This window comes from Streptomyces jeddahensis, from assembly GCF_001642995.1.
Lineage (GTDB): Bacteria > Actinomycetota > Actinomycetes > Streptomycetales > Streptomycetaceae > Streptomyces > Streptomyces jeddahensis.
On the sequence record NZ_LOHS01000101.1, the window covers coordinates 66,889 to 89,766 of the forward strand.

22 protein-coding genes and 1 tRNA gene are annotated in these 22,878 nt (G+C 68.4%); 10 read left to right on the plus strand and 13 right to left on the minus strand.

What is annotated here, in order from left to right; genetic code table 11:
- Positions 1-211: 211 nt before the first annotated feature.
- Positions 212-541 carry a DUF6344 domain-containing protein gene (locus STSP_RS23795; RefSeq protein ID WP_067281804.1) on the minus strand — a complete coding sequence of 110 codons (330 nt, stop codon included), beginning with the start codon at positions 539-541 and terminating at the stop codon, positions 212-214.
- A 314-nt stretch (positions 542-855) separates the two neighbouring features.
- Between STSP_RS23795 and STSP_RS40370 the strand changes: the two genes are divergently transcribed.
- Together STSP_RS40370 and STSP_RS23800 are read left to right on the plus strand one after the other, a co-directional pair.
- The gene (locus STSP_RS40370; protein ID WP_003999697.1) at positions 856-984 is read left to right on the plus strand and encodes a DLW-39 family protein; all 129 of its coding nucleotides are present in this window, start codon (positions 856-858) and stop codon (positions 982-984) included.
- Between the two features lie 134 nt (positions 985-1,118).
- Positions 1,119-2,459 (plus strand): hypothetical protein, encoded by a 1,341-nt coding sequence (locus tag STSP_RS23800; protein ID WP_067281806.1) that lies wholly within the window; start codon positions 1,119-1,121, stop codon positions 2,457-2,459.
- Positions 2,460-2,486: 27 nt separating this feature from the next.
- Here the strand turns inward: STSP_RS23800 and STSP_RS23805 are convergent, their stop codons facing one another.
- Both STSP_RS23805 and STSP_RS23810 read right to left on the minus strand, forming a co-directional pair.
- The gene (locus STSP_RS23805) at positions 2,487-3,929 is read right to left on the minus strand and encodes a serine/threonine-protein kinase (RefSeq protein ID WP_067281808.1); all 1,443 of its coding nucleotides are present in this window, start codon (positions 3,927-3,929) and stop codon (positions 2,487-2,489) included.
- Between the two features lie 49 nt (positions 3,930-3,978).
- Positions 3,979-4,530 (minus strand): class I SAM-dependent methyltransferase, encoded by a 552-nt coding sequence (locus STSP_RS23810; RefSeq protein ID WP_067281810.1) that lies wholly within the window; start codon positions 4,528-4,530, stop codon positions 3,979-3,981.
- A 184-nt stretch (positions 4,531-4,714) separates the two neighbouring features.
- On the opposite strand from STSP_RS23810, the gene STSP_RS23815 reads away from it, so the two are divergent.
- Positions 4,715-4,787: transfer RNA gene (locus tag STSP_RS23815), tRNA-Ala, on the plus strand.
- A gap of 259 nt (positions 4,788-5,046) precedes the next feature.
- On the opposite strand, the gene STSP_RS23820 is transcribed toward STSP_RS23815, so the two are convergent.
- Positions 5,047-5,760 carry a DUF5324 family protein gene (locus STSP_RS23820; protein WP_067281855.1) on the minus strand — a complete coding sequence of 238 codons (714 nt, stop codon included), beginning with the start codon at positions 5,758-5,760 and terminating at the stop codon, positions 5,047-5,049.
- A gap of 344 nt (positions 5,761-6,104) precedes the next feature.
- Here STSP_RS23820 and STSP_RS23825 point away from each other — a divergent pair, with 344 nt between their 5' ends.
- Together STSP_RS23825 and STSP_RS23830 are read left to right on the plus strand one after the other, a co-directional pair.
- Positions 6,105-6,638 (plus strand): peptidylprolyl isomerase, encoded by a 534-nt coding sequence (locus STSP_RS23825; RefSeq protein WP_067281813.1) that lies wholly within the window; start codon positions 6,105-6,107, stop codon positions 6,636-6,638.
- 115 nt (positions 6,639-6,753) lie between these two features.
- Positions 6,754-7,650 carry a rhomboid family intramembrane serine protease gene (locus tag STSP_RS23830; protein ID WP_067281815.1) on the plus strand — a complete coding sequence of 299 codons (897 nt, stop codon included), beginning with the start codon at positions 6,754-6,756 and terminating at the stop codon, positions 7,648-7,650.
- A gap of 256 nt (positions 7,651-7,906) precedes the next feature.
- On the opposite strand, the gene crgA is transcribed toward STSP_RS23830, so the two are convergent.
- On the minus strand, positions 7,907-8,164 hold the full coding sequence (gene crgA, locus STSP_RS23835) for a cell division protein CrgA (RefSeq protein WP_067281818.1): 258 nt from the start codon (positions 8,162-8,164) through the stop codon (positions 7,907-7,909).
- Positions 8,165-8,305: 141 nt separating this feature from the next.
- Between crgA and STSP_RS23840 the strand changes: the two genes are divergently transcribed.
- From STSP_RS23840 to STSP_RS23860, 5 genes are all read left to right on the plus strand, one after another.
- Positions 8,306-9,085: a DUF881 domain-containing protein gene (locus STSP_RS23840; RefSeq protein ID WP_078067444.1), complete on the plus strand. Its 780-nt coding sequence runs from the start codon at positions 8,306-8,308 to the stop codon at positions 9,083-9,085.
- Positions 9,086-9,109: 24 nt separating this feature from the next.
- Entirely contained in the window at positions 9,110-9,877 is a 768-nt protein-coding gene (locus STSP_RS23845) for a class E sortase (RefSeq protein WP_067281858.1), read from the plus strand.
- Between the two features lie 211 nt (positions 9,878-10,088).
- On the plus strand, positions 10,089-10,727 hold the full coding sequence (locus STSP_RS23850) for an aminodeoxychorismate/anthranilate synthase component II (protein ID WP_067281823.1): 639 nt from the start codon (positions 10,089-10,091) through the stop codon (positions 10,725-10,727).
- Between the two features lie 257 nt (positions 10,728-10,984).
- Positions 10,985-12,217, plus strand: coding sequence for a class E sortase (locus tag STSP_RS23855; protein WP_408646351.1), 1,233 nt, complete (start codon positions 10,985-10,987; stop codon positions 12,215-12,217).
- An 80-nt stretch (positions 12,218-12,297) separates the two neighbouring features.
- The gene (locus STSP_RS23860; RefSeq protein WP_067281826.1) at positions 12,298-13,035 is read left to right on the plus strand and encodes a class E sortase; all 738 of its coding nucleotides are present in this window, start codon (positions 12,298-12,300) and stop codon (positions 13,033-13,035) included.
- Between the two features lie 97 nt (positions 13,036-13,132).
- On the opposite strand, the gene STSP_RS23865 is transcribed toward STSP_RS23860, so the two are convergent.
- From STSP_RS23865 to STSP_RS40375, 8 genes are all read right to left on the minus strand, one after another.
- Positions 13,133-13,861, minus strand: coding sequence for a restriction endonuclease (locus STSP_RS23865; protein WP_067281828.1), 729 nt, complete (start codon positions 13,859-13,861; stop codon positions 13,133-13,135).
- Between the two features lie 276 nt (positions 13,862-14,137).
- Positions 14,138-16,147, minus strand: coding sequence for a Stk1 family PASTA domain-containing Ser/Thr kinase (gene pknB / locus STSP_RS23870; RefSeq protein ID WP_067281830.1), 2,010 nt, complete (start codon positions 16,145-16,147; stop codon positions 14,138-14,140).
- A 170-nt stretch (positions 16,148-16,317) separates the two neighbouring features.
- Positions 16,318-17,766, minus strand: a complete 1,449-nt coding sequence (locus tag STSP_RS23875) for a peptidoglycan D,D-transpeptidase FtsI family protein (RefSeq protein WP_067281833.1) — start codon at positions 17,764-17,766, stop codon at positions 16,318-16,320.
- Positions 17,763-19,196: an FtsW/RodA/SpoVE family cell cycle protein gene (locus STSP_RS23880; RefSeq protein WP_067281836.1), complete on the minus strand. Its 1,434-nt coding sequence runs from the start codon at positions 19,194-19,196 to the stop codon at positions 17,763-17,765. The genes STSP_RS23875 and STSP_RS23880 overlap by 4 nt, the downstream gene beginning before the upstream one ends.
- A 26-nt stretch (positions 19,197-19,222) precedes the next feature.
- Positions 19,223-20,755, minus strand: coding sequence for a Stp1/IreP family PP2C-type Ser/Thr phosphatase (locus STSP_RS23885; RefSeq protein ID WP_232789761.1), 1,533 nt, complete (start codon positions 20,753-20,755; stop codon positions 19,223-19,225).
- A gap of 120 nt (positions 20,756-20,875) precedes the next feature.
- Entirely contained in the window at positions 20,876-21,388 is a 513-nt protein-coding gene (locus tag STSP_RS23890; RefSeq protein WP_067281841.1) for an FHA domain-containing protein FhaB/FipA, read from the minus strand.
- A gap of 10 nt (positions 21,389-21,398) precedes the next feature.
- The gene (locus tag STSP_RS23895; protein ID WP_067281843.1) at positions 21,399-22,265 is read right to left on the minus strand and encodes an FhaA domain-containing protein; all 867 of its coding nucleotides are present in this window, start codon (positions 22,263-22,265) and stop codon (positions 21,399-21,401) included.
- 418 nt (positions 22,266-22,683) lie between these two features.
- Positions 22,684-22,878, minus strand: a 195-nt coding sequence (locus tag STSP_RS40375; RefSeq protein ID WP_232789762.1) for a hypothetical protein, incomplete at its 5' end; no start/stop codon positions are given.

A 22,878-nucleotide genomic window follows, 5' to 3' on the forward strand; every position in this document is an offset into this window, starting at 1 on the left:
CTCTGCTGGCAGAGCGCTTCAGGGTCTTGGGGGACTGCTGTGATGCGTGAGCTGAGCTGTCGTGGTGCATGAGCTGTCGTGGTGCATGAACTGCTGTGGTGCATGAGCTGCTGTGATGCGTTGATGCCTGTACTGCGGTGATGCCTGTACTGCGGTGATACGTGCGTGGACTGCTGTGCTGTCTTGCGATCCGGCTGTGCCTGCGCGGGCTTCAGAGGGCGGGGACTTCCGTCACATCGGCTCTGCCTGTCATGGCGGCGGCGTCGAACGCCGGCAGGCGGCGGCAGGTGGGTGAGGAACCGTGGGCCTCGGCGTGGATGCGCTGCTTCATCGTGGGCGGCAGGGACCGGACGAACGGCGGCCTCCAGTGGACCGCGTGGGGCGCGGGTACCGTCGCGTCCGCCGTGCCGTTGCAGGATTCCGTCGGCTGCTGTACTGCGGGGGCGGCAGTGGCCGTCGTGCTGAAACCGAGTGCGGCGAGCACCGCGAGGACGGCGGAAAGGAGGACGGTCCACAGCTTGATGACCTTGTTGGCGGCCATGATCTCTCCCAGATGGGTCGGGCGATTTGCGTACTTTCCTCATGATGTGTATGACGGGCGGAGAGTGGTGGACCGACGCCCACGGCGCATCGATCTTCGGATGAACACCACCCGGATGGACGTAGATGGGCGGAAGAGTCCCAAGAGTCGTGAAAGTCCCGGCATGCAAGGGGCAACCGGCGAGACTGCCTTCCGTTCGACTGCTGGTATCAGGGCGGCAGTTGAGGGTCGACGCAGGTCACCGATCGATATCGATCGGTGTGTATAGTCGGGCGCCAGAGGTCCCCTACGTCAAGGAAAGACGAGGTCGCGCGGTGAAGAAGCTTCTCCTGGTCGCACTGGCCGCCATCGGCGGACTCCTCGTGTACCGCCAGATCCAGGCGGATCGCGCCGAGCAGGATCTGTGGACGGAGGCGACTGACTCCGTGCCCACGGGTTCGTGAGTATCCCTGGCAGTCTCTTCACGGGCCCCGGTCGCATGCTGACCGGGGCTTTGTGCTGCCGGGTCCGGCCAATCCACTTTACTTAAGTAAATTTTTTGCTTGCCGATGCAAAGTGCGATGAGGGGTGGCGCGTGATGATCGGGAGCCCGTACTACCGCAGATCGTGGTTCGCTGTGGGAGCTGCGCTGGCTGTCCTGGGCTCGCTCTGCGTATCCGCCGTACTCCCCGCGGCGTCGGCCTCTGCGGCTACGGGCACACCGCGCTCGTATGCCTTCGACGATGACGCGGCGCGGGTCGAGGGCGCCAGCAGCAATACGGATGCCGAGAAGCTGCAGGCAGGCTCCACGTACAGGAGCTCCCTCCCGCGCGGCGACGTCAAGTTGTACTACCGCCTCCAACTCGACGCCACATCCAACGCGTACGTCTCCGTCACCGCCGTGCCGAGTCCGACAGCGAAGGTCATGTACGCGGACGGCATCAAGGTCTCCCTGGAGGACGGCGACGGCCGCACGTGCTCGTACAACGAGGAGCACTTCGGCGCAGCCGAGAGCGCGCGGCCCATCGCCGCCTGGGCCTCGCGGACCATCGGACCCACCGAGTCGTACTGCCAGGAGGCCGCTGCGTACTACGTGGTCGTCGAGCGCACCGGCACCTCCCCGTCGACCCAGGAGGACTGGGATCTCGAGCTCCAGTACGTGTCCGAGCCCGCACTGAAGCAGACCGGTTCGACCGTGCCGCCCGAGGTCTGGGACTCCGCGTCGCCCCAGCCGCTCGACGGCGAGCCCGAGGAACGCAAGGGAGGAGCCGGCTTCAGCGAGGCGCGCGGACTGACGCAGGGTGTATGGAAGGACGACATCGAGGCAGGGGAGACGCTCTTCTACCGCGTGCCCGTGGACTGGGGGCAGCAGCTCTTCGCCACCGCCGAGCTGGGCAGTGCGCGCGGAGGCACCGGATATGTGGGCAACGCCCTGGTCACGGCCCTGTACAACCCGGTGCGCGGCTTCGTCGTGGACACCAGCACCGGGTACGACGGCGAGCAGAAGTCGGAAACCCTGTACCCGCTTCCCCCGGTCGCCTACAAGAACCGCTATGACACCGACGACAGGGTGAGCGGGATGCGGTTCGCCGGCTGGTACTACCTCGTCGTCCACCTCAACCCTGAGATCGCAGACGAGTACGGCGAGGGTTCCTTCGGGCTGACGCTCCGCGTGACGGTACGGGGGGCTGCGCAGGCCGAACCCGAGTACGCCGGGTCCCCGCAGCCCGCCGATGCCTTCAGCGTCACGGACAGGGACAAGGACGCGGCGGCGAGCGGGGAGACGGAGGCCGAGGCCGAGCGCGGCGACACCATGAAGCTGGTCGCTGCCTGCAGTCTCGGCACGGGCGTCGCGCTGGTGCTGTTCCTGGTCGGGTGGACGGTGGTTGCGCGACGGCGGGCGGGGGCCGGGGTTCCCCGGGAGTACGGGACGCCCTGAGGGGCCGGCGGCTCGGGCGGTTCCGGGTCAGATCTGGGTCAGCGCCCAGATGCCCACGGCGAAGCAGACCAGTGCCACCGCCAGCACGGAGATCGTCACCTTCGCGGGCGGCCCGGGACGCCGGGCGGGGTGCCGGGGCGCCGCGTACGGCAGCTGAGCGGACCCGGGTGCGGTTACGTGGGCTGCCCCTGGGACGTACTCGGGGGCATACCCAGGGACGGGCAGGTCAGCAGGGCCCGGCTGGAGCGGCTGCGGGGACTGGTATGCGTGAGCGGGATGAGCGGGGCCCTGCGGGACTTGCGCCGTGTACGGACGCGTGGGTGCGGTGTCCGCCTGGACCGCGGCCGTCGGAGCCTGATCGACGTCGGCCGTCGGTGGTGACGAGGGGCCCGTCAGCGGGCTCGACGGTGGGGCCGGGCTGGCCTGCGGTGGCGGAGCGAGGTGGAAGCTGCCCGTCTCCGACATCGAGGGATGGCCTGGCGCCGAAGGAGCCTGGAGCTCCGAAGGATGCCGGGGCGTCGAGGGATCGGCGCCAGCCGGGGCTCCGGCGGGGGCGTCAGCCGCAGACCGCCCCGACCGGGGCGCCGCCGTGACGGGCCCGTCGGGGCCGAATCCGGGCGGGAGCGGCCCGAGTTGGTCGAAGACCTCGACCAGCTCGTCGTCCGGGCCGGGCTCGGGCACCATCTCGGCGGCGGAGGCCAGCGCCTTGCGCGCCCCCGTCGCTGTACGGAACCGCGCCTGCGGATCCGGCTGCAGCAGAGTCGCGACGACCTGCCAGAGCGGCTCGGGGATGCCCTGCGGTGCGCCTGGCGTGCCCTGTGCCCTGAAGCGCTCGACGAGCGCCTTCGCGTCCGGCTTGGCGCCCTGCAGCAGATACAGGGCCACCAGGCCGATGGCATAGAGATCAGCGGGGAAGTCCGGTTCCGCGCCCAGCATCTGCTCGGGCGCGAAGTACCCGGGCGTCCCCACCACGAAGTCCGTCTCGGTGAGCCGCGGCTCGCCCTTGCGCATCGAGATGCCGAAGTCCGACAGCCGCAGATGCGGCCGCTTGGTGCCGGTCGCCTCGAGCAGGATGTTGGCCGGCTTGATGTCGCGGTGCACGACCCCCTCGGCATGCACCGCGGCGAGCCCGGACAGCAACTGGTCGAGCAGCGTGCAGACATAGCCCGGCGGCAGCGGGCCGTAGTCGCCGATCAGATGCGCCAGCGAGCCGCCGCCGACGAGATCCATGGTGAACAGGACCTTGTCGTCGTCGGCGGCCCAGCTGAGCGGAGCCAGTACGTGAGGGTGGTCGATCCGCAGCGCCTGCTCGCGTACGAAGCGCAGCAGCGTGTGCGCGTCGCTCTGCTGCAGCACCTTGGCGGCCACATACCGGCGCCGCCGGTGGTCCCAGGCGCGCCAGACCGCCCCGACTCCCCCGCGTCCGATCGGGTCGGCAAGTTCGTACCGCCCGGCGAAGATCTCACCCATCGTCGTGCCCAGCTCCCGGTTCGGCGGTCCTGGCGGCCCGGCCGCCGGCTCAGCTCTGATGCGCCTGGTAGTGGGCGACGGCGTCCGCCGTGCGTCCGGCGCCGTACACCCGCAGGAACTCTGCCAGCTCCGGGTGATCGCGAGCGAGCGTGTCCGCGGCCTCGATGATGTCGCCGGCGGCGGCGACCGAGCGCAGCAGGGACTGGATCTCGCGGACAACGCGCTTGACCGTCGGCGCGCCCGAACTCGACGTGGTCTGCGAGGTGTTGGCGCTGAGAACGGAACCGCCCTGGGACTTCTTGATCTCGTCCATGCGCTCGCTCGCCTCGGCGGCGCTCACACTGCCGTCCGCGACCTGACCGGCCAGCTCCTGCAGCAGCTGGACGCGCTGGACCACCGCCGGATTGCCGATCTTGGCGCGCTGGCCGCTCATCAGCTGGGACAGCATGGGGGCGGAGAGACCGAGCACCCCCGCGAGCCGCGCCTGGTTGAGGCCCAAGTCATCGATCAGCTTACGGAAGAGCGCCCCCAACGGCTCTCCGTACCAGTTCCGCTGCAGCTCCCGTGCTCTTGCGGTCGCTTCCTGCTGTGCGGCGTCCATTGCGTCTCCCCATCGCTTCCCCAAGTACCGCGCGGTTCGCTGCTGCGAACCACGTCGAGCATCTTACGAAGCGCGATCGTGGACCGGGAGCCCCAATCCTTTTGCGAGATCCCGGGGGTTACCCGGTACTCTGGTCCCCGGTGCCTGCCGGGAGGTGGTTTCTGCCGGCGGATGCATCGTTTTCGGGGCCTTAGCTCAGTTGGTAGAGCGCTGTCTTTGCATGGCAGATGTCAGGGGTTCGACTCCCCTAGGCTCCACAGAGACACAAGGCGACGCCGCCCGCGGACAGCGCGGGCGGCGTCGCCTTCGGCGTTCTGAGAGAAGTTTCCTTCGGCGTTCTGAGGGAGATCGGGAGCCGTCCTTTGCGCAAACCGCAGGCCAAGCGCCGACCAAGCGCCCTATGAGGGCGTGAGAGGCGGCGCAGGTCGAGCTCGAGCGCGTGGAGGTTTCACGTGAAACGCCGTCGGGCGGGAGACCGGCTGGTCTCCCGCCCGACGGCGTCGGCGGATGTGGGGCTCATTCGCGCTCGTCGCGCTCCTTGCGCTCGGCCGCCTCTGCCTCGGCCTGCTTCGCCTCGACGTCCGGATCGAGCTGGCTCCCGTCCACCGAGCTCAGCGCACCGCTGCCGGACACTTCGGTGGCGGCCGGCGGCTCGACCAGCCAGTCCGGGTTGGCCTGCCTGTCCCACCACTTCCAGGCGGCGAAGGCGCCACCGGCGAGGGCGGTGAACAGGGCCAGACCCTTGGCGAACCGCCCGGCCTTCGCCCGGCGCTCGTGCTTGCGGACCAGCTTCTGGATCTCCTTGGGGGAAACCTGACCGCGCAGCGCGGCCAGCGCTGCCACACTCCGAGCGGCTGCTTCCTCACGGACCGGCTGGGCCGCGGCGACGGCCTGCTCGATACGCGGCCTCGAATAGTCGGCGGCCTGGCGGGCTGCCCTGCGAGTACGGATCGCGGCCTCATGAGCCGCGTAATCGACCTTGGGCGGCACATGGGTGCGTGCCTGCTCCAGGCGCGGCGCAACATGTGCGCCGTACTGGGCACGTGCCTGTTCCGCCGCCTGCTGGGCGGCATACGACACCTTCGGCGCCAGACGTACACGTGCCTCGTGTGCGTAGTGCGCGGCCCGGTCCTTGGCCGTGTCGGCGTAGGGCGCCACCACTTCCGCGGCGTGCAGCACGCTGTCCTTCGCCGAGCCGGTCGCGGCGCGCACGCTGTCGATGCGGGTCACGGGATCCTCCTCCTCGGTGGCGTACAGGTATTTCACCTTTCCACCCTTATCGGGATCATGCCTGTCGGAAAGCTCCGCGGCATGCGAGGGCGGGCATCCGGGTCATCAGTGACGACTCAGGGAATCCACGAGCGATACGGGTGCAAGGGGAGCTTGCCGACGACGATGCCACGGATCCCGGTGCGACGCGCCCCTTCCGGTGCCATGAGGCCGTTTTTCCCCGGTAAAGAGGTGCCGTCCGGCAGGCTGAGAGCGCCCGGCGACGCACGGACCATCCGTGCGAAGACGGCAGAGACCATCCGTGCGAGGATCAGAGGGTCACAGAGGACAACGGAAGGCAGATCGTGGCTGAGCAGCTTTATGCCACCCTGAAGACCAACCACGGCGACATCGAGGTGCGGCTGCTGCCGAACCATGCGCCGAAGACGGTCAAGAACTTCGTCGAGCTCGCCCAGGGCGAGCGGGAGTGGGTCCACCCGGAAACCGGCCAGAAGTCCACCGACAGGCTCTACGACGGTACGGTCTTCCACCGGGTGATCAGCGGCTTCATGATCCAGGGCGGTGACCCGCTGGGCAACGGCACCGGCGGCCCTGGCTACCAGTTCGAGGACGAGTTCCACCCGGACCTCGCCTTCGACAGGCCGTACCTGCTGGCCATGGCCAACGCAGGTCCGGGCACCAACGGCTCGCAGTTCTTCATCACCGTCGCGCCCACCGCCTGGCTGACCCGCAAGCACACCATCTTCGGCGAGGTCACCGACACGGCCAGCCAGAAGGTCGTGGACACCATCGCCTCCACCCAGACGAACCCGCGCACCGACCGCCCCGTCAACGACGTCGTCATCGAGTCGGTCGTCGTGGAGACCCGCCAGGGCTGAGCCCCATGGCATCCCGCGGGCGCACCCGCAAGGGCCCGCAGGGAACCAAACGCCCCGCCCGTCCGTAAGGATGGGCGGGGCGGTGCGTTGTGTACGGAGAACGAGGGGAGCCCCCATGGACCAGGCGCCAGGCAACCCGACGGGCCCGCAGGACGCCCAGAACCTGCCCGGCTGCTACCGGCACCCGGACCGGGAGACGGGCATCCGCTGCACCCGCTGCGAGCGCGCCATCTGCCCAGAGTGCATGGTCAGCGCCTCGGTCGGATTCCAGTGCCCCGACTGCGTACGGCAGGGCTCCGGCACGGGCCATGCCCCAGCCGCGAACCAGCCGCGCACCATCGCCGGTGGCACGATGGCCGCGGACCCGCGCATGGTCACCAAGATCCTTGTCGCGATCAACCTCGCCGTCTTCGTGGTGCAGCTCTCGATCGGTGACCGCTTCACGGACAGGTTCAGCCTGATCGGGCGCGCCTACGTCCCCGTACTGGGGTCACTCGAGGGCATCGCGGACGGGCAGTGGTACCGGCTGCTGACAGCGATGTTCCTGCACGGCGGCGTCGTCCACATCGCCTTCAACATGCTCAGCCTCTGGTGGATCGGAGGCCCGCTGGAAGCCGCGCTGGGCCGCGCACGCTATATCGTTCTCTACGCGGTCTCGGGGCTCGCGGGCAGCGCTCTGACCTATCTCATCGCGGCCCCCAACCAGCCGTCGCTCGGCGCCTCCGGGGCCATCTTCGGCCTATTTGGCGCGACCGCCGTCCTCATGCGGCGGATGAACTACGACATGCGGCCGGTCATCGCGCTGCTCGTGATCAACCTGGTCTTCACGTTCACCTGGGCCAACATCGCCTGGGAAGCCCACGTGGGCGGACTCGTCGGCGGTGTCGTGGTCGGGTACGCCATGGTGCACGCGCCCCGTGAGCGCCGGACGCTGATCCAGAGCGCGACCTGTGCGGTGGTGCTCGCCGTGTCCCTCGTCATGGTGCTGATGAGGACGGCGCAGCTCACCTGAGCCCCGGTTGTCCACAGCGTGTGGCTGATCCTGTGCATGCCGTGGGGAACGAGTGTGCCCCTTGTCCCTGACCTGGGTTTTCGCAGGAAGGACAAGGGGCGAACAGGGATACGAACGGCGGTAGGTCAGTCACACCGGCAGCAATACCGGTGGGTTATCCACAGATCTTCTGACGGATCTTCTGACCTTTTCCCCTGCTGTGGACAGAGCTGTGGATAACTCAGTGGATAGCTGGGGGCAGAGCCTTGGAGGGGCGCTACTTCCACTGCGTGGAGACGCCGAACCCCGCGGCGATGAAACCGAAGCCCACGACGATGTTCCAGTTGCCCAGGGCGTCGATCGGCAGCGAGCCGTCGGTCACATAGAAGACGACGATCCAGGCGAGGCCGATCAGGAACAGCGCCAGCATCACCGGAGCCACCCAGCCGCGGCTGGACAGCTTGATGTTGGCCGCCTGCTTCGACGACGGCGGCGGCGTGTAGTCGGCCTTCTTGCGGATACGTGACTTCGGCACGAGGGTCTCTCCTGTCGATGCGCTGCGTGGCCGCGCAAGGGAACTGGGCTGGCCCCGGGCAGCGTACAAGGGGAATCTGAGCGCTCCCCCGGGCGTCGGCTAGCGTAGTGCTTCCGTGGCGCCGTAAGGAGTAAGGGTACGTTGAGCAATTCTGCCGACTCCCCGGGGATCCAATCCAGTCCCGCTGGTAAAGCACGCTGGCGACCTGTGCGGTTGCTCACGATTGCCGTCTTTGCTCTCGCCGGGCTGATCTTCTTCACGAGCTTCAACACGGCCAAGGGCACCAACATCCGCACCGACGCCTCGCTGCTGCGGCTCTCCGATCTCATCCAGGAGCGCAGCCACAGAAACGGTGAGCTCGACGAGTCGAACAGCGCCCTGCGTGACGATGTCGAGTCGCTCGCCGAACGGGACGACGGCAGCACGGAGGCCGAGGACGCCAAGCTGGCGGCCCTTGAGGAGAACGCCGGGACCAAGAAGCTCCGCGGTCAGGCCGTCTCCGTGACCCTCAACGACGCCCCGCCGAACGCCACCGCCAAGCTTCCCGGCTACCCGGAACCCCAGCCCAACGACCTCGTCATCCACCAGCAGGACCTGCAGGCCGTCGTCAACGCCCTGTGGCAGGGCGGCGCCGAGGGGATCAAGGTCATGGACCAGCGGCTGATCTCCACCAGTGCGGTGCGCTGCGTCGGCAACACCCTGATCCTTCAGGGCCGCGTGTACTCCCCGCCGTACACGGTGACCGCGGTCGGCGACCCGGAGAAGCTGCAGGCGGCCCTCGCGGCCTCGCCGGAGATCCAGAACTACATGCTGTACGTCAATGCGTACGGTCTCGGGTGGAAAGTCGAGGAGGAAGGGTCGGTGACTCTTCCCGGGTATTCGGGCACAGTGGATCTCCACTACGCGAAGCCTGTGGAGTAACCACCCGGGAGGCCGGCGGTGTCGCTGCGAGTGATCGTCAGGACGTTCAGCGAACTGTGCATCACCGTCGGCGCCGTGATCGTGCTCTTCGTCTGTTACACGCTGTTCTGGACCGGTGTGCAGGCGGACGGTGCCATGGACGATCAGATCGATCAGCTGCAGGACCGGTGGGCGCAGGGGTCGCTCCCCGCCGCGGCAGAGCCTGGGACCGGTGAGGACAAGGGAACCGGCGCCGCCCCGGAAGCGCCGGAGAGGAACAGCGGCGAGCCCGCGCCCGCTGAGACGAAGAAGCCCGCCGAGACGAAGAAGCCCGCTCCCTACAAGGACGGCACACCCTTCGCCGTGATGTACATCCCGCGTCTTGGTTTCACGTGGAACAAGCCCGTGCTCGAGGGCACCAAGACCGACACCCTGAAGAAGGGCCTCGGCCATTACGCCGGCACCGCCCAGCTCGGCCAGAAGGGCAACTTCGCCGTGGCCGGCCACCGCCGCACCTACGGCGATCCCTTCAAGGACTTCCCGAAGCTGCGTCCCGGCGATGCGGTGGTCCTCACCGACGGCATGACGTGGTTCACGTACCGCATCGATACCAAGCCGTACAAGACGCTGCCCACGGATATCGCGGTGATCGATCCCGTGCCGCGGAAGTCCGGATACGACCGTCCGGGGCGTTATCTCACGCTGACGACATGTGAGCCGGAGTGGGGTCACAGCCACCGGTTGATCGTCTGGGCCCATCTCGACGCCACTCAGCCTGTGGAGGCCGGGAAACCGAAGGCATTGCGCCGTTAGGCTGGTGCCCGTACGGCGTGAGTCTGGTGCCGTGGTGCGACGGAAGGGACGGCATGTACGGCTGGATCTGGCGGCATCTGCCAGGAAACGCATGGGTGAAGGCACTGATTTCGCTGGTGCTGGTCCTCGCTGTGGTCTACGTCCTCTTCCAGTACGTCTTCCCTTGGGCCGAGCCTCTGCTCCCCTTCAATGATGTGACGGTGAACGGCCAGTGAGCGCACGCATTCTCGTCGTCGACAACTACGACAGCTTCGTCTTCAACCTGGTGCAGTACCTGTACCAGCTGGGCGCCGAGTGCGAGGTCCGCCGGAACGACGAGGTCTCCACGGCCCATGCGCAGGACGGTTTCGACGGCGTGCTGCTCTCGCCCGGTCCCGGGGCGCCCGAGCAGGCGGGTGTGTGCATCGACATGGTGCGCCACTGCGCCGCGACCGATGTGCCGGTGTTCGGGGTCTGCCTTGGTCTGCAGTCGATGGCCGTGGCATACGGCGGTGTCGTGGACCGCGCTCCGGAGCTGCTGCACGGCAAGACGTCTCTCGTCGAGCACGAGGGCAAGGGCGTCTTCGCCGGCCTGCCCTCGCCCTTCACCGCGACCCGCTACCACTCACTGGCCGCCGAGCCGTCCACGATCCCGGACGAGTTGGAGGTCACGGCCCGTACGCAGGACGGCATCATCATGGGCCTGCGCCACCGTGAACACCGGGTGGAGGGCGTGCAGTTCCATCCTGAGTCGGTGCTGACGGAGCACGGTCACCGGATGCTCGCCAACTGGCTGGTCGAGTGCGGCGACCCGGGCGCGATCGAGAGATCGACAGGGCTCGCCCCGGTGGTGGGCAGGGCCACGGCGTGACCGCGCTGCGCCCCGAGCGCGAGGGTGCCCCGTACGGCGAGTACGATGAGTACGCGTACGGGGGCGCTGACGCGTTCCAGGGTGCCGACGCGTTCGAGGTGGACGCGTTCGAGGCGGCCGTGGATCAACTGGCCGATCCGCTGAGCGACCCTCTGCCGGGGCAGCACACCCGTCGTGGCGAGCTGGGGCACCCGAGCGCCTGGTTCAGGTCGCAGGCGCCCTCCCGGCCTTCGTACGAGGGACAGCCTTCTTCGTACGTGGGACCTTCTTCGTACGAGGAGCAGCCCACATACGAGGAGCAGCCCACATACGAGGAGCAGCCCACGTACGAGGGGCAAGCAGCCGCGTACGGGCAGGAGCTGTCCGCCGAGCCTTACGCGCAGCCACACGAGTCTCTCGACGCGCGTCCGGCCGCCCTGATCGAGCCGGACCCGTACCTCGATTCCGCGCCCGCTTCTGCCGCCGGACCGGCCTTACCGCAGACGGACGGTCTGACTGCGGACGTCGTAGACGACGCGACCGTGGGCCTGCGTATCCCGCGCCCGCGTCCCGTCCTCGACGACGAGACGGTGGGTCTGCGTACGGACGACACGCGCCGGGCCGTCTCTCCGGCAGGGAGCGGCCCCGAACCGGGTTCCACGGCCGCCGTGCCTCCCGGAGAGGGCCGGGCAGCCCGCCGTCGCGCCGCCAGACGCGGCGGCGGCCGGCATTCCGCGGCCTCCCGGGCCACGGCACAGGAGGCATCGGACGAAGCAGCTGAGGCGGCCTCCAAGCCCCTCACCCGGCTCGAGGCCCGCCGCGCCGAACGCGCCCGGAAGCCGAGCCCCGCCGTGCTCGCCAGCCGCGCGATAGGCGAGGTGTTCATCACCACCGGCGTGCTGATGCTGCTCTTCGTGACGTACCAGCTGTGGTGGACGAACGTCCGCGCCCATCAGCAGACCGATGCGGCGGCCCACACGCTGCAGGACGACTGGGCGAAGGGGAAGCGGAACCCCGGGGCGTTCGAGCCGGGCCAGGGCTTCGCCATCATGCACATCCCCAAGCTGGACGTCGTGGTGCCGATCGCGGAGGGCATCGACAAGCAGAAGGTCCTCGACAACGGCATGGTCGGCCACTACGGCAAGGACAGCATCCCGACGGCGATGCCGGACGCCAAGACGGGCAACTTCGGCGTCGCGGGGCACCGCAACACGCACGGTGAGCCGTTCCGGTACATCAACCGCCTCAAGCCGGGCGATCCGATCGTGGTCGAGACCCAGGACGCGTACTACGTCTACGAGATGACGAGCATCCTCCCGCAGACCTCGCCGAAGAACACGAGCGTCCTCGACCCGATCCCCAGGGGATCCGGCTTCACCAAACCGGGCCGCTACATCACTCTCACCACCTGCACCCCAGAATTCACCAGTACCTACCGGATGATCGTCTGGGGCAAGATGGTCGAGGTGCGGCCGCGCAGCAAGGGCAAGCCCGATGCGCTCGTCGAGTAGGTGCACCGCACGTGCACCGGGACACGCGAGCCGACTTCACCAGCACCTGAACAGGTCACCAGCACAGACGGGGCAGATCAGTGGTAGCCACGACCGACCGCGACGAGCGCACCGGGGCGCCTGTGCCCGCACCACGACGCCGGGCCCTGGGGCGCTTCGCCACGGTGGTCAGCGTCTTCGGTGAGCTCCTCATCACCGCGGGCCTCGTCCTCGGGCTGTTCGTCGTCTACTCGCTGTGGTGGACGAACGTCGTCGCGGACCGCGCGGCGGACCAGCAGGGCGACCAGGTGCGCGACACGTGGTCGAAGGACACCGGTCCCGGCGCCCTGGACACCAAGGGCGGCGTCGGCTTCCTGCACGTTCCGGCGATGAAGAACGGCGAGGTGCTCGTCAAGAAGGGCACCTCCTCGAAGGTGCTGAACGACGGCGTCGCCGGCTACTACACGGACCCCGTGAAGGCCGTGCTGCCGCAGGACGGCGGCGACGGCAACTTCTCCCTGGCCGCGCATCGCGACGGTCACGGCGCCAAGTTCCACAACATCGACAAGATCAAGAAGGGCGACGCGATCGTCTTCGAGACGAAGGACAAGTGGTACGTGTACAAGGCGTACGCGATCCTGCCCGAGACCTCGAAGTACAACGTGAAGGTCCTGAGCCAGATCCCCAAGGAGTCGGGCGTGAAGAAGCCCGGCCGCTACATCACGCTGACGACGTGCACGCCGGTGTACACGTCCACGTACCGCTACATCGTGTGGGGCAAGCTGGAGCGCGTCGAGAAGGTCGACAGCGAGCGGACGCCGCCGGCGGAGTTGCGCTGAGGTGACTGACCCCCTTTGAGAGGGCCAGTCACCTAACATGGCCGAGGCCTGAAGCCGCAACCATCTCTTGCGGCTTCAGGCCTCTTTTCCGCGAAAGCTACCGCAGCGCCTTGAGGCGTACTCCAGCGGTCCACGCCTCGAGTTCGTTGCGGTTCACGGTGATGACCCCGCTCAGATCGGCGATCGCTTTCGCTTCCGGGCTGAAGTTGCAGGTGGCGACGAACGGGGCAATAGCGACGGGGTCGATGGCGCGTGCCGCGCCGGCGAACTTCTGCATGTCGGCACTGGGAACGGACCAGCGGCCGGGGCGGTTCTTGCACTGGACGGCCACCGTACGCCCGTCAGCTGTGCGTGCGCTGATGTCGATGCCCCGGTCGTTGCGGGTGTCGAGGGCACTGGAGTGGCTGTCGACGGAGTTGTCCACAGGCTGCGTGCGGACCAGGTACTCCATGTCGAGTAGATAAGTACGCACTTGACGTGCGACTTCGCTGTCTCGGAGGAGCATGGCGACGTTGAGGACGGCGCGGCGGGAGTAAACCGCGATGGCTCGCGTGCGCGACTGGATCTGACTGACCTCCTTGAAGGAGGTCAGTTCTGGACCTGTCAAAACGCGGTACCCGTTGGCAGCCATCTCCTCCCGGTGATCGACCACGAGAGATTCGATTGCCTTGGTGCCGACCTGGAAGTACGCGGCAACCATCGCCGTCGTCACATGCATGCCGTCCGGCAGTAGTGACAGTGCCTTCACCCTGTCGAGCACGTCCGTGCGGTCCAGCACGCTGTCACGCAGCGTCTTCGATTCCAGTAGAGCTGTTCCGGTGATCACGCTCGGTCTCCTCCTCCTGGCGTGGGGTTGATCCCTCGGGCCGTAGCGGCACAGCGCTGACACCCCACCGATCCGATCAACGAGTCGTGAAATATGAAGAGACGACAGCGACATGGGTGGGATGTCGGCGTCGGCCGGCGAGGACGAGGAGTCCTTGGGCGACTGGTCGACTGGTGCGGGTACGTCGACAGCAAAACGGACGCCGCCGGCTGAGCTGCGCTAGCCGACGGCGTCCGTACGGGCCCTGTGGGGGCGTTCAGGCGAGGGTGAGGAGGGTCAGTACTCCTCGGTGCGGGTGGTCGTGCCGGTGGGGCCTCCGAAGAAGCCGCCGTCGTCCCCGCCGCCGCCGTTGTTGCCGTTACCGGCGCCCTGGGTGGTCAGCGTGATCACCTGGGTGTTCGGGTCCGCCGGTGTCCCCGGGGCGGGGTCCTGGGCGGTGACGACCGCGTTGTCGCCCTGGTCGCTTCCCGGGGCGAACTGGATGTTCTTGAACCCGGACTGGGCCAGGATCTCCTTGGCCTGCTTCACGCTCCTGCCGAAGACATCCGGTACGGGGGTCTGCTGAGCGGGTGCCTTGGCGATACGGATGTTCACCGACGAACCCGGGTCGACCGAGCTGCCCGCGGCCGGAACCGTGTCGACGACCTTGCCCGCCTCGACGGTGGTGCTGTCGACCTCGGTGCAGGTGCCGGTGAGGTCGCTGTCCTGCATCTGCTTCACGGCCTCGTCACAGCTCTTGCCGGTCACGTCGGGGACGGTGACCTGCTCCTTCTCCCGCGCGACGGTGAGGGTGATGGTGCTGCCCTTCTCCACCTCGGTGTCACCTGCGGGGTCCTGGTCGATGACGACGCCCGGGGTCTGGTCGGACTCCTCGGTCTTCTTCTCGACCTCGAAGCCCTTCCTGGTGAGCTGTGCCTCGGCCTTGACGAAGGTCAGGCCCTCCACATCGGGCACGGCGACCTTCGGTGCACCCTTGGACACGACGAGCGTGACGGTGTCGTTCTTGTTGACCGGGGTGCCGGCCTTCGGGTTCTGGCTGCAGACGTTGCCCTTCGGCTGGTCCTCGCACGTCTTCTTCGTGATGTCCAGCTTCAGATCGACGTTCGTCGCCATCTTCTCGGCGTCGTCCTGCGTCTCACCGACGAAGTTCGGGGCCTTGAACGGTTCGTTGGCGGCGTTGCTTCCGCTGAACGCCCATTTCCCGATCAGGATCGCGCCGACAAGGACCAGCAGGCCCGCCACGACCAGCAGGATCGTGGAGGTGTTGTTCTTCTTCTGGCGGCGGCGGTCGGGGCGCTCGTCGTAGCCGTAGCCGTCGTCGGGGCTCACGGGCGGCATCATCGACGTCTGGCCGGCGCCGGGCTGAGGGCGCAGCATCGCCGTCTGCTGGTCGTCGGGGTGGCCGCCGTAGCCGACCGCGCCCAGGGCCGCTGTGGCCGCGACGGGCTGGCCGTCGAGGCAGGCCTCGATGTCGGCGCGCATCTCGTCGGCGGACTGGTAGCGGTAGTCGGGGTCCTTGACCAGGGCCCGCAGGACGATCGCGTCCATCTCGGGCGTGATCTCGGGGTCGAAGACGCTCGGCGGCTGCGGTTCCTCCCGTACGTGCTGGTACGCGACCGCGACCGGCGAGTCGCCCACGAAGGGCGGCCGCACCGTCAGCAGCTCGTACAGCAGGCAGCCCGTGGAGTACAGGTCGGAGCGGGCGTCGACCTGCTCGCCCTTGGCCTGCTCCGGGGAGAGGTACTGGGCGGTGCCGATGACGGCGGCGGTCTGCGTCATCGTCATGCCGGAATCACCCATCGCACGGGCGATGCCGAAGTCCATCACCTTGACCTGGCCGGTGCGCGTCAGCATGACGTTGGCCGGCTTGATGTCGCGGTGGACGATGCCGTTGCGGTGCGAGTACTCGAGGGCCTGGAGGATGCCGATGGTCATCTCCATGGCGCGCTCGGGCAGCAGCTTGCGCCCGGAGTGCAGGAGCTCCCTCAGTGTCGACCCGTCGACGTACTCCATGACGATGTACGGGATCGAGACCCCGTCGACGTAGTCCTCGCCCGTGTCGTACACCGCGACGATCGCGGGGTGGTTGAGCGAGGCGGCCGACTGGGCCTCCCGGCGGAAGCGGGCCTGGAAGGACGGGTCGCGCGCGAGGTCGACACGCAGCGTCTTCACCGCCACGGTGCGGCCGAGCCGGGTGTCGTGCGCGAGGTACACCTCGGCCATGCCACCACGGCCGAGCACCTGGCCCAGCTCGTACCGGCCGCCGAGGCGACGCGGCTCTTCCATAGCTACCTACCAGCCCTCTCCGTCGGTCCCGACCGCACCCACGTGTGGTCCGGCGGTGTGCTGTCCGGGCATACCGTACCTGGCTCGCCGTCCCTGACCTGTCCGAGAACGTCACCCGATACAGGACCGGTATCGCAACGTGCACCGTTGTGAAGGCGACGTGACAGGCTTCACTCCTTGCTGTCGAGCACTGCCTGCATCACGGCCTTGGCGATGGGGGCTGCCAGACCGCCGCCCGAAATGTCGGCACGGTTGGCGCTGCCGTCCTCGACGACGACGGCCACGGCGACCGGGGAGCCCTCGCTGGTCTTCGCGTACGAGATGAACCAGGCGTAGGGCTTCTCGCTGTTGTTCAGGCCGTGCTGCGCCGTACCGGTCTTGCCGCCGACCTTGACGCCGGGGATCTGGGCGTTGGTTCCCGTGCCCTCGCTGACGACGGTCTCCATCATCGACTGCAGCTTCTGCGCGTTCTCCTTGGAGATCGGCTCGCTGAGCTCCTTCGGCTCGGTCTTCGAGATGACGTCGAGGTTCGGGGCGGTCAGCTGGTCGACCATGTACGGCTGCATCAGGACGCCGTCGTTGGCGACGGCGGCGGCGACCATGGCCATCTGGAGCGGCGTGGCGCGGTTGGAGGCCTGGCCGATGCCGGCCATGGCGTTCTGCGGGCGGTTGTCCTCGGGGTAGACGCTCTCGACGGCGCGGACCGGGACGAACTGCTCCTCGTTGAAGCCGAACTTCTCGGCCTCCTCGATCATCTTCTTGTTGCCGACATCGTCGGAGAGCTTGCCGAAGACGGTGTTGCAGGAGTCCCGCAGGGCCACGCGCAGCGAGGCGTTCTCGCAGGCGCCGTGCTCGTTGGTGAGGTTGTTCGTGGACAGCGGCAGCGGCCAGGGGTCCGGGGAGTCGGTCTTGGCGTCGATGTCCGTGACCTTGCCGTTCTCCAACGCCGCGGCGGCCGTGACGACCTTGAAGGTGGAGCCGGGGGGGTAGGTCTCGCGCAGGGCGCGGTTGAGCATCGGCTTGTCCGCGTCCTTCTCCAGCTCCTTGAACTTGTCGCCGTCGTTGAGGCCCGCGAAGACCGAGGGGTCGTACGAGGGCGTGGAGGCGAGAGCGAGGATGGCGCCGGTGGACGGGTCGATGGCGGCGACGGCGCCCTTCTTCGAGCCCAGGCCCTCGAAGGCCGCCTTCTGGGCGGCGGCGTCGAGGGTGGTGACGACGTTGCCGCCCTCCTTCTGCTTGCCCGTGATCATGTCGAGGGTGTTGCGGAAGAACAGCCGGTCGTCGTTGCCGGTGAGGATGCCGTCCTCGATGCCCTCGAGCTGGCTCGTGCCGACGATCTGCGAGGCGAACCCGGTGACGGGGGCCCACATCTCCCCGTCCTTGTACGTCCGCTTGTACTTGAAGTCCGTCCCGGTCGTCGTGACGGAGTCGGTGATGGATTTACCGTCGACGATGATGTCGCCGCGCGGGGCGGCGTACCGCTCGATGGCGACGCGACGGTTCTTCTCGTTGCTCTGCAGGGCGTCGGCCTGCACGTACTGCAGCCAGTTGTCCCGGATGAGCAGGGCGAGGACGAGGAGTCCGCAGAAGATTGCGATCCGGCGCAGGGGCTTGTTCACGGGCGGACCACCTGGGTCATCTCGGCGTCGGGGTTGGAGGCAGGGGTCGGTGCCGGGCGCCGCGCGGTGTCGCTGATACGGATCAGGATGCCGATGAGGGCCCAGTTGGCGATGACGGACGAGCCGCCGGCCGCGAGGAACGGCATGGTCATACCGGTCAGCGGGATGAGGCCCATGACACCGCCGGCGACCACGAAGATCTGCAGGGCGAACGCGCCGGACAGACCGACCGCGAACAGCTTGCCGAAGGGGTCGCGGGCGGCCAGCGCGGTGCGCACGCCCCGCTCGATGATCAGGGCGTACAGCAGCAGGAACGCCATGACGCCGGCCAGGCCGAGCTCCTCGCCGACGGTGGCGAAGATGAAGTCGGAGTTGGCGGCGAAGCCGATGAGGTCGGAGTTGCCCTGGCCGAGGCCGGTGCCGAGGACACCGCCGGAGCCGAAGGACATGATTGACTGGCCGATCTGCTGGCAGGCGTTCGAGGTGTCGTAGCAGGCGAAGGGGTCGAGCCAGGCGTCGACACGGGCCTGTACGTGGCTGGCGAAGGAGGCGACGCCGACGGCGCCCGCGGCGGACATGAGCAGACCGATGACGATCCAGCTGGTCCGCTCGGTGGCGACGTACAGCATGATCACGAACATGCCGAAGAACAGCAGTGACGTACCGAGGTCGTTCTCGAAGATCAGGATGAGCAGGCTGACGGCCCAGATCGTGATGATCGGGCCGAGGTCGCGGCCGCGCGGCAGGTACAGGCCCATGAAGCGGCGGCTGGCGAGCGCCAGCGCGTCCCGCTTCACCATCAGGTAGCCGGAGAAGAACACCGCAAGGATGATCTTTGCGAACTCACCGGGCTGGATCGAGAAGCCGCCGACGCTGATCCAGATCTTGGCGCCGAAGACATTCGCGCCCAGGCCCGGCACGAGCGGCAGGAGTAGCAGCACCAGCGCGGCGACCATCGAGATGTACGTGTAGCGCTGCAGGATGCGGTGGTCCTTGAGCACGAACAGCACGGCGACGAACAGTGCGATGCCCGCGGCCGAGTACATCAGCTGGTTCGGGGCCGAGGGGCTGAAGACGCCGTACTGCCTCTCGGCGAGCTGCTGCAGCCGCTCCGACTGGTCCAGGCGCCAGATGAACACCAGACCGAGCCCGTTCAGCAGCGTCGCCAGTGGCAGCAGCAGCGGATCGGCGTACGGCGCGAGCTTGCGCACGACGAGGTGTCCGACCGCCGCGAGCAGGCCGAGCCCGATGCCGTAGCCCATCAGGCCGGTCGGTACCTGGCCGTTGATGGCCAGGCCGACATTGGCGTAGGCGAACACCGGGATGGCGACGGCGAACACCAGCAGCGCCAGCTCGGTGTTGCGCCGGCTGGGCGCGCCGATGGCGCCGATCGTTGACGTGTGGTGCGTCGACGGGTTGGTAGCACTCATGGTGTGACGGGGCCCCTCACGGCTGCTTACTGCTTACCGCACAGCGAGACCAGCTTCTGCTCTTCGTCGGAGAGGCTGGGGCCGGGTGTCGGAGTGGGTGCGGTCGTGGACTTGTCGGTCGAGGACGCCGACGGGCTCGGCGTGGGTGTGGCCTTCGTCACCACCGAGGTCTTCGTGGCGGTGGTGGTTCCCGTGGTGCCACCCGCCTCGCCCTCGCCGGTCTTGGCGTTCTCGCTGTCGGCCTTGCGGCGCTCGGCATCCTTCTTGCACGCGGACGCCTGCAGGGCCAGCTCCTCGATCTTGTCGCGGGCGTCGCCGAGGCTGCCCTCGGCGATGGTCGCCTCGACCTGCTTGCGCTGGTAGGGCGGCAGGTACTTGAGTTCGATGTCGGGGTGGTCCTTCTCGACCTTCGACAGCGAGACCCAGGCCAGGTCCTGGCTGATGCCGCGGAACAGCGCGACGTGCTCGTCGTTGGCGCCCACGTAGTACTGGGTCTGCGTCCAGCGGTAGCCGCCGTACAGCCCGCCGCCGATGACCGCGAGCGCCAGCAGGGAGTAGAAGGATCTCTTGAGCCACCTGCGGCCCCGGCGCGGCTTGACGAAGTCGTCGTCCGTGTACTCCCCGAAGCCGGGCTGGGGCACGTACCCGGTGATGTCGCCGCTGCCGGGCGGGCCGAACTCTCCGCCGCCCTGTCCGGGCGCCGGACGGCCGAGGCCCGACGCGCGGCCAGCGGGGGTCTGCATGGCGCTGTTGTCGTGCAGCTGGTGCTGGTTCTCGGCGACGGCGCCGACCACGACGGGAGTGTCGGAGAGCTGCGCGGCCAGGGTGTCGCCGCTGTCGATGTCGAGGACGTCGGCGACGATCACCGTGATGTTGTCCGGGCCGCCGCCGCGCAGCGCGAGCTGGATGAGCTCCTGCACGGTCTCCTGCGGGCCCTGGTAGCTGGCGAGGGTGTCCTCCAGCGTCTGGTGGCTGACCACCCCGGACAGGCCGTCGGAGCAGATCAGGTACCGGTCGCCGGCGCGGACCTCACGGATCGACAGGTCCGGCTCGACGTGGTCGCCGCTGCCCAGCGCGCGCATCAGCAGGGAGCGCTGCGGATGGGTGGTGGCCTCCTCCTCGGTGATGCGGCCCTCGTCGACGAGCCGCTGCACCCAGGTGTGGTCCTGCGTGATCTGTGTGAGCACTCCGTCACGCAGCAGGTACGCGCGCGAGTCTCCGACATGGACGAGCCCGAGCCGCTGCCCGGTCCACAGCAGGGCGGTCAGGGTGGTGCCCATGCCCTCGAGCTGGGGGTCCTCCTCGACCATCATCCGCAGCTGGTCGTTGGCCCGCTGCACGGCGGTGCCCAGCGACGTCAGGATGTCCGAGCCCGGGACGTCGTCGTCGAGCGTGACGAGCGTGGAGATCACCTCGGAGCTGGCGACCTCGCCGGCGGCCTGGCCTCCCATGCCGTCGGCGATCGCGAGCAGGCGGGGACCGGCGTAGCCCGAGTCCTCGTTGCCCTCGCGGATCATGCCTTTGTGCGATCCGGCGGCGAAGCGCAGTGACAGACTCATGCGCACCTCGCCCGTCGGCTCCGGGTACATCCGCACGGTGCCCACCCTCCGGTCGGGAGCGCGCCGGTGTCCGGGGTGTGGACGGCCGCTGCTCGCTCGCTCCGCTCGCTCATTGTCGTACTACTTCCGCAGCTCGATGACGGTCTTGCCGATGCGGATCGGCGCGCCCAGCGGAATCGGTGTCGGTGTGGTCAGCCGGGTCCGGTCGAGATACGTGCCGTTGGTGGACCCGAGATCCTCGACGATCCACTGGCCGTCACGGTCGGGGTAGATCCTGGCATGCCTGCTGGAGGCGTAGTCGTCGTCCAGCACGATCGTGGAGTCGTGTGCGCGGCCCAGGGTGATCGTCTGGGACTGCAGCGCGACGGTGGTGCCGGTGAGCGTGCCCTCGGTGACGACCAGCTTGGTGGGGGCGTTGCGGCGCTGGCGGCCGCCGCCGCTCTGCTGGCGCTGCTGCGGCGGCGCTGCCTGGCGGGCGGCCTGCTGCGGCCGGGCGGCCTCACGGCGCGACCCGCGCTGGGTGACGCGCGTACCGAACAGGTCGCTCCGGATGACCTGCACGGCCACGATCACGAACAGCCACAGAACGGCCAGGAAACCCAGCCGCATGACCGTCAGGGTCAGCTCTGACATTGCCCCCGCTTCACCCTTCGGCTTGCCGGTAAATGATGGTGGTGCTGCCCACGACGATCCGCGAGCCGTCGCGGAGCGTAGCGCGGGTGGTGTGCTGCCCGTCCACCACGATTCCGTTGGTGGACCCGAGATCCTGGATCGTCGAGGGCGTTCCGGTCCGGATCTCACAGTGCCGGCGGGAGACGCCGGGGTCGTCGATCCGCACATCGGCGTCGGTGCTGCGGCCCAGCACCATCGTCGGGCGGGAGATCTGATGGCGGGTGCCGTTGATCTCGATCCAGCGCCGCACCTGGGCGCCCGGCAGCGGACCCGCGCCGGGCCGCTGGCCCACGGCCGCAGGTCCAGGGCGCCCCGGTGGAGGCGACGTCGGCATGGGAGGAGCACCGGCCGGCTGCTGCGGGTAACCACTTGCGGGCGGCGGGTAGCCGTATCCGCCCCCCGCCGGCGCGCCGCGGCCGCCGGGGGGCGGGGCCGCAGGGCCGTGGCCAGGAGTCTGCGAGCTACTGGATGCCAGCGTGCGGCTGCGCACCCGGTACAGACCCGTGTCGAGGTCGTCGGCCTTCTCCAGGTGGACCTTGATCGATCCCATGAAGGTGTAGCGCTGCTGCTTCGCGTAGTCGCGCACCATGCCGGCCAGCTCGTCGCCGAGCTGCCCCGCGTAGGGGCTCAGGCGCTCGTAGTCGGGCGCGCTCAGCTCCACGATGAAGTCGTTGGGGACGACGGTCCGCTCGCGGTTCCAGATCGTCGCGTTGTTGTCGCACTCGCGCTGTAGCGCACCTGCGATCTCGACGGGCTGGACCTCGGACTTGAACACCTTGGCGAAGGTGCCGTTGACCAGACCCTCGAGACGCTGCTCGAACTTCTTCAGGACTCCCATGGGGCACCTCCTCCTTCGTTGTCGTCCTGGTACTGCTTACAGATCGTATCCACGCGCCGGGAAATCGGCTGGTTCCCCTTGTCTGCCCTGCCCATGAGTGTCGACCCTCACAAGACATGCCCTGGTGGAGCTGCCGGGATCCTCCCGGCCCTCGTCGAAGACCGTTTCCGGACACCGGCCGGACGTCGTCCCGGCACCTGCGCGGCCTCCTCCTGGAACTCCTGCCAGGGCTCCCCCTTGAACTCCGCTATGAACACCTCGTCCTCGGCCGACCCTCCGGACTCCTTGCCGGACCGCTCCGCCGGGGGCTCGGTGAAGTTCTCCGTTGAACCTTCCCGACTAGGGATCGTAGAGGGGGCCTGAGGACAGTGTCCCGCACCCGGCTGTGGACCTCGGCCACTGCCGGGGATCCGGGCCGTCACCGGTACGAGGTTGGTACGCGGCCGATGCGGATCCGCTGCCGATCCGTCGCCGCGGCGACGCCCGGCCGTGCAGCGGCGGTGCCGACGCGGTGCAGATCCGGTGCCGCGCCGGTGCTGATCCGGTGCCGGGGCGGGTGTCGGGCCGGGTGTCGGGACGCAGGGCTGGGCGGCGGGGGACAGCGGGGCGGGCG